A 6,359-nucleotide genomic window follows, 5' to 3' on the forward strand; every position below is an offset into this window, starting at 1 on the left:
GGTGGTCGAGTGGCTGACTGGCCGGGTGGCCAGGTGGCCGGGTGGTCGAGTGGCTGACTGGTCGAGTGGCCAGGTGGCTGAGTGGCTGAGCCACTCGCCCAAGCGGCCCAGCGGCCCAGCGGCCGAGTGGTTCATTGGCTGAGTGGCTCAGCCACTTTCGCGAGTGGTCCAGTGGCTCAGCCACTTTCTTGTGTCGGCTGATTAGAGTGCGTCGCTCGACGGCCGTCAAGAGGGTGCGCGAGAATTGGCTCAGCCACTCGACCACTCAGCCACCCAGCCACTCGTCCACCGAGCCACTTCGGGCCGACCTCCCGATGCTAGGCTCCCGCCCGAAAGAGGGGGATCCCGTGAACGACGCCCTGCGGCCGATGACCAAGCAGCGCCTGTACGAGCAGGTGCTCGACCGGTTGCGGCAGTACGTGGTCGACGGCGGACTCGCCGCCGGGGACCGCCTCCCGCCGGAGCGGGATCTCGCACAGCGGCTCGGGGTCAGCCGGGCCTCGGTCAAGCAGGCGATCGTGGTCCTGGAGGTGCAGGGCCTGGTCGAGGCGCGGCACGGCGGCGGGACGTACCTCGTGCGCGACAGCCTCGACGTCGAACCCGTCGACCGGATGGTCGAGCGGCGCAGGCGGCTGCCGGACGTGCTGGAGGCGCGCGAGGCGCTGGAGACGAAACTCGCCGAACTCGCCGCCGAGCGGCGCACCGAGGAGGACCTCGACGCGATGCGGGCCGCCCTCGCGCACATGGCCGAGGAGATCGAGGCCGGCGGGCACGGCATCGAGGGCGACCGGCTCTTCCACTCCGCGGTGACCGCGGCGGCGCACAGCGCGCTGCTCGCCGAGTTCATGCGGTCCATCGCCGAGCAGATCGCCGAGAGCCGGACGGAGTCGCTGCGCCAGCCCGGCCGGCCGAGCCGCTCGTGGGCCCAGCACCAGGCCATCTTCGACGCGGTCGCCGAGCGCAACGCGCGCAAGGCGGCGACCGCGATGCGTACGCATGTCCGTACGGTGGCGAAGGTGCGGCTGCTGGACTGGGAGCCGGCCGAGGCGGAGGCCGAGGACGCCTAGGGTCTGTCCGGTAGGTCAGGAACAGAGGGTCCACCCCGACTGCCATGGGGGGCGCTTTAATGCTCAGGTGGTGAACTGGACGCGGATGCACGACTGCTATGGGGATGTCGATCGCGTCCCCGTGCTTCTGGAACGGGTGGACCTCGAGGACAACGCCGAAGCATGGGAGGAGCTGGGATACCGACTGGTCCTCGAACACGACCTCGTCTTCCCCGCCAGCTTTGCCGCCCTGCCGCGCCTGGTGCGTCTCGCCTCGGAGAGCGCACAGGCGCGTGGACTGGCCGGAGCGATCCTGCGACGCGCGGCAGGAAACCACGGCTGCGACGATCTACTGGCGGACTGCGCCGACGCGATCGCGGAGTTCCGCAAGCTGCTGGATCGGCACTTGCAATCGCGGCCGGCCGACTACCTTGCGACCTTCCTCGATTCGCTCGCGGCCAAGGAGGAGTACCACTGGAGTGCCGTCCTGGGGGACTTCACGGATGACTTCTACCACCTGGCCTGCCCCCACTGCGCCGTGGAAGTGACGATCGCTATCGGTGACCATGGGCGCTATTCAGCGATCCGGGACTGGCACCTGGGCGACGTAGACCGTCGCGACCTTCGGCCGGTGTCTCCCGAGGCACTCTCCGGCACCGGCCGGTGGATGCACGAAACTGCCGTCCGCGACGGGCACGGGGCCCTCGCCGACGGAATCGCCCACATCTTCGGCCAGGCCGAATGCCCACCCTGCGCCAGCGTGTTCAACATCGCGGACGAGTACACATCCGCCAACCGCCCAGTCCTGCGGTAGGCACGGTGATTCGGAAGTAAGCGAGCCGGGATCAGGAGCGGAGCCACAGCCGGATCGCGGTGACAGTCACCGTGTCGTGGAAGACGTACGCCCGTTTGTCGAAGCGGGTGGCCACGGCGCGGAAGCCTTTGAGGGCGTTGATCGTTCGCTCGATCTCGTTCCTGCGGGCATACCGGGCCCGGTCGAAGGCGGCGGGCCGACTGTCCTTGCTGCCACGGTTTTGCCGCTGGGATCGTTGGTCGCGGGGCTCGGGGATGGTGTGCTTGATCTGCCGACGTCGCAGATAGCGGCGGTTGCGGCGGGAGCTGTACGCCTTGTCGCCGCTGAGGTGGTCCGGCCGAGTGCGAGGATGCCCGCCGGCCGGGCGCGGCACACGGACGCGCTCCAGCACCGGGATCATCCGCGGCCCGTCGCCTGCCTGCCCCGGTGTGATCAGCACGGCCAGCGGACGCCGCCCGCCTTCACCCACCAGATGAATCTTCGTGGTCAGCCCTCCTCGGGAGCGGCCCAGCCCTTCGTCGTCCCGATGATGAGCGGGCCGACTCCGCCGACCAGGGACCTGCGGAGGCTGCTTTCGTGCACCGGCCGCGTGCTGGTGCGCCCGGCAGACCGTCGAGTCCACCCCCGTCATCGTCCAGACGAGACGGCCCTCGGCATCGGCGTCTGCCTGGACGGCCAGCAAGATCCTGTCCCACATGCCATCCGCCGACCACCTGCGATGCCTGTCATGCACCGTACTTCCAGTTGCCGAACCGCATCGGCGGGTCCCGCCACGGGATGCCGGTCCGTTGCCGGAAGAAGGTGCGATTTACCAGCTAGCCTGTCACGCGACCCCTCGGACAGGCCCTAGTGCTCTGACCGGGAAGGTTCGCCGGGTTCGTGGCTGGGGCGGTTGGATGGGCGGTCACGTCCGTTTCGATCACTGGAGCTGCGAGTGGCCGAGCCTGTCCGTGTACGCCGGTTGACCGACCAGGAAGGACAGAAGCGCAGCAGATCGTGCGCCGGGGCAGTACCAACTCGGTGCGCTACCGACGCGCGATGATGCTGCTGGCCTCGGCCGGCGGGAACCGCGTCCCGGTGATCGCCCAGCTGGTTCAGGCCGACGAGGACACCGTGCGGGAGGTGATCCACCGGTTTCACGAGATCGGCCTGGCCTGCCTGGCCCCTCAGTGGGCGAGTACACGGACGCGTGATCCGGATCGGCCGGGAAGCGTTACGGTGCCTGCTCCGGCGCCGGGGGATCACCTTCCAACGCACGAAGATCTGGAAAGAGCCGCCCGATCCCGAACGCGACGCCGAGCTCGACCGCATCGAGCACGTGCCGGCGCACTTCCCGGACCGGGTCTTCGCCTTCGACGAGTTCGGCCCCCTGGGCATCCAGCCCACCGCCGGCTCCTGCTGGGCAAAGCAGGGTAGGCCCAACCGCTTACCGGCGACCTTCCACCGCACCCACGGCGTGACCTGCTTCCACGGCTGCTACTCCGTCGGTGACGACCGCCTGTGGGGCGTCAACCGCCGCCGCGAAGGCACCGCCAGCACTCTGGCCGCGCTGAAGTCGATCCGCGCCGCCCGCCCGGATGGCGCCCCGATCTACGTCAATCGAGGCCCACTTCGGGACGCTGCGGCAGTTCACCGTCGCCAGCTCCCACCACCGCAACCACACCGTCCAGACCAGGGCCCCGCACGCCCACCTGCGATGGCGCAACAAGAACGCCCGGCATCCCGACGTCCTGGCGGCCCAGCGGAGGGAGCGTGCTCGCATCCGCAGCGAGAAGGGCCTGCGCTGGGGCGGACGACCAGCTGCCGCGTGATCAGTCGCTGACGTTCAACGTCGCGTGCTCCAGCACGCCGAGCCCGGCCAGCACGGAGCGCACCCGTTCCATTGCCAGGCCGCGATCGAGGTTTTCCTCGACCTCCAGGTCGAGATGACAGCGACCCGTCCCGCTGCCCGCGCCCGTGACCTCGCCGTCCGGACCGAACGCGGCGTCCAGCGCTTCCTCGACCTCATCTCGGTCAATGGGCAGACCAGCAAAGACGATCTCGACGAACACGGCGCTCCTCCCCTGCAACCCGGCGAACCATACCGGTCACGGCACTAGGCCGTCGGCGCTGCGGCCTCTTCCGGCGTCGCGGTCTCTGTCGTTTCTGCCGTCTCCGTCAGGTCCGCGACCACGCAGCTCACGTTGTCCTCGCCGCCTGCCGCGTTGGCCGCGTCGATCAGGGTGCGGGTGGCGTCGGCCGGGGTCGTGGCCGTCGTGAGGACGGCGCGGATCTGGTCCTCGGGTACTACCCGGGTAAGACCGTCGGAGCAGAGCAGGTAGCGGTCGCCGGGGCGGGCCTCATGGAGGTGTAGGTCGGGAGTACCCGTGGTGGTTCCCCTGCCGTCGAGGGACTTCAGCAGGAGCATGCGGTCCGGGTGGGAGAGGGCCTCCTCCTCGGTGAGGCGTCCCTCGTCCAGGAGGGACTGGACGACGCTGTGGTCGTGGGTGATGCGGAAGAGACCCGTCCCCCTCAGGAGGTACGCGCGGGAGTCACCGATGTGGACCAGGCCGAGGCGGCTGCCGGTCCACAGCAGGGCGGTCAGGGTCGTACCGCTGTCCCGGTCGGCGTCGGCGTCGGCGTCGGCGGCGTTGCGGACGGCCTCGGTCGCGGAGGTGACGGCGTCCTCCAGGAGGCCGAGGACGCCGCCGGCCGGGAGGCGTCCGGTGTCGAGGGTGCGCAGGGCGGCGACGGCCGCGCCGCTCACGGTGTCGCCCGCCGCGCCGTAGCCGTCGGCGACGGCCAGGAGGCGCTGGTCGGCGTAGGCGGTGTCCTGGTTGGCGGGGCGGACGAGGCCGCGGTCGGAGCGTGCGTGGCAGCGGAGTTCGAGCATGGTGGTGTCCTTCCTGGACGGTGGGGCGGAGAGGTGGTCCACGAGGAATTCCGCGAGGTCGCGGCGTACGGCCGTCTCCGCCTCGACCCGCGACCAGTACGCGCGGATCTCGCGGGCGGCGTCCGGCGGCGGCAGGTCCCGCAGGCCGCGGATGAGGGCGAGCGGCATGCCGAGGCGGCGCAGCCACGCCACCAGGCGGGCCTGTTCCAACTGCTCCGGCGCGTAACGGCGGTAGCCGGTGCCGGGTTCGACCTGTGCGGGGCGCAGCAGGTCGAGTTCGTCGTACAGGCGCAGGGCCTTGGGGGAGAGGCGGCAGGCCCGGGCGAAGGCGCCGATCGTCAGCAGAGTCATCCGGTTCCTTCGGGGTGCGGCCCGCGGAGGGCTCGGGGTCGGTCCGGTGTCGATGCTGGGGCTTCACCGAAGGGGAAGGTCAAGCGCCGGGCCAGGGGTACGTCGTACCTGAGGGCTACGGGACGGGTGTTGACCGGGGGCGCGGGCCGGGATCTACAGTGCAGGGCGTTTGTGGCTCATACCGTCGTACGAAAGTAGGGGTCCCGTGCCTCGTATCGCGCTCGTCACCTGCCGTCCAGGACCCGAGGTCGTCGCCGATCCCGATCTGCCGGGGCTGGTCGCGGCGGTGCGGTCGGCCGGGGCGGAGGCTCAGGCGGTGGTCTGGGACGACCCCGAGGTGGACTGGGCGTCCTTCGACCTCGCCGTCATACGGTCGACCTGGGACTACTCCTGGCGGTCGGCGGAGTTCCTGGCCTGGACGGCGAAGTGCGGGAGCGTGACGCGGCTCGCGAATCCGCCGGAGATCGTGCGGTGGAACGCCGACAAGCGGTACCTGGGGGAGCTGGCGGCGGCCGGTGTCCCCACCGTCCCCACCAGGTATGTGGCGCCGGGTGAGACCGCGGAGCTACCTCTCGGGAGTGAGTACGTCGTCAAGCCCACCTCCGGCGCCGGTGCGCGCTTCGCCGCCCGCTACACGCCCGACGACCACGACACCGCCGTACGCCAGATCGCGCGGATGCACGCCGAGGGGTTCACGGCGATGGTCCAGCCGTACGTGCGGAGCATCGACGCGCAGGGGGAGCGGGCGCTCCAGTTCTTCGGGGGGCGGCTGCTGCACGCCAGCCGCAAGGGGGCGGTGCTCGCGCTGGGGACGGCGTACGACGCGCGGAAGGTCGCGCATCCCGGGCTGACCGTGTGGGAGCCGACCGAGGACGAACTCGCCACCACCGAACGGGCGTTGGCCGCCGTACCCGGGGGCGGGGAGCTGCTGTACGCGCGGGTCGACCTCGTCGACGGGGACGACGGGCGGCCCTGCGTGATGGAGCTGGAACTCGTCGAGCCGAACCTGTTCCTGTCGCTGCACACCGGGTCGGTGGACCGGGTCGTGGCGGCCGTGCTGGAGCGAGTGTGAGCGCGGGCCGGTTCAGCCCCTGACCGTGCGCCGGTTCAGCCCCGGCCGTGTGCCGGTTCAGTCTCTGACCGCGACCCGTTGCAGGAGGCCCCAGGTGAACTCCGCCACCACCTGACGGAGTACCCCCTGCTCGTCGGGGGCCGTGAAGGACAGGCCCCAGCGGGTGGGGGCGGTGCCCTCCAGGGGGGCCTCTTATCCACATAT

The 6,359-nt window shown here is 70.5% G+C and carries 5 protein-coding genes and 2 pseudogenes; 4 read left to right on the forward strand and 3 right to left on the reverse strand.

What is annotated here, in order from left to right; genetic code table 11:
* Nucleotides 1-347 precede the first annotated feature (347 nt).
* Nucleotides 348-1,067: a FadR/GntR family transcriptional regulator gene (locus tag AOK24_RS18200; protein ID WP_055721134.1), complete on the forward strand. Its 720-nt coding sequence runs from the start codon at nt 348-350 to the stop codon at nt 1,065-1,067.
* A 67-nt stretch (nt 1,068-1,134) separates the two neighbouring features.
* On the forward strand, nt 1,135-1,860 hold the full coding sequence (locus tag AOK24_RS18205; protein ID WP_133258251.1) for a hypothetical protein: 726 nt from the start codon (nt 1,135-1,137) through the stop codon (nt 1,858-1,860).
* Between the two features lie 31 nt (nt 1,861-1,891).
* On the opposite strand, the pseudogene AOK24_RS46000 reads toward AOK24_RS18205, so the two are convergent.
* Nucleotides 1,892-2,675, reverse strand: a pseudogene (locus AOK24_RS46000) (IS5 family transposase); the annotation flags it as partial.
* A gap of 119 nt (nt 2,676-2,794) precedes the next feature.
* On the opposite strand from AOK24_RS46000, the pseudogene AOK24_RS46005 reads away from it, so the two are divergent.
* Nucleotides 2,795-3,671: pseudogene (locus AOK24_RS46005) on the forward strand (helix-turn-helix domain-containing protein).
* Here the strand turns inward: AOK24_RS46005 and AOK24_RS18215 are convergent.
* Both AOK24_RS18215 and AOK24_RS18220 read right to left on the reverse strand, forming a co-directional pair.
* Nucleotides 3,672-3,911, reverse strand: a complete 240-nt coding sequence (locus AOK24_RS18215) for a hypothetical protein (RefSeq protein ID WP_055721136.1) — start codon at nt 3,909-3,911, stop codon at nt 3,672-3,674.
* Nucleotides 3,912-3,955: 44 nt separating this feature from the next.
* Entirely contained in the window at nt 3,956-5,083 is a 1,128-nt protein-coding gene (locus AOK24_RS18220) for a MerR family transcriptional regulator (protein ID WP_055721137.1), read from the reverse strand.
* A gap of 205 nt (nt 5,084-5,288) precedes the next feature.
* Here AOK24_RS18220 and AOK24_RS18225 point away from each other — a divergent pair, with 205 nt between their 5' ends.
* Nucleotides 5,289-6,155: an ATP-grasp domain-containing protein gene (locus tag AOK24_RS18225; RefSeq protein ID WP_055721138.1), complete on the forward strand. Its 867-nt coding sequence runs from the start codon at nt 5,289-5,291 to the stop codon at nt 6,153-6,155.
* Nucleotides 6,156-6,359 lie beyond the last annotated feature (204 nt).

It is taken from the genome of Streptomyces niveiscabiei (assembly GCF_001419795.1).
In the GTDB taxonomy this organism is placed as follows: domain Bacteria; phylum Actinomycetota; class Actinomycetes; order Streptomycetales; family Streptomycetaceae; genus Streptomyces; species Streptomyces niveiscabiei.

What these genes read in the sequence shown, in the direction of transcription:
- AOK24_RS18220 (WP_055721137.1), bottom strand. Translation starts at nt 5,083, where the DNA reads ATGACTCTGCTGACGATCGGCGCCTTCGCCCGGGCCTGCCGCCTCTCC.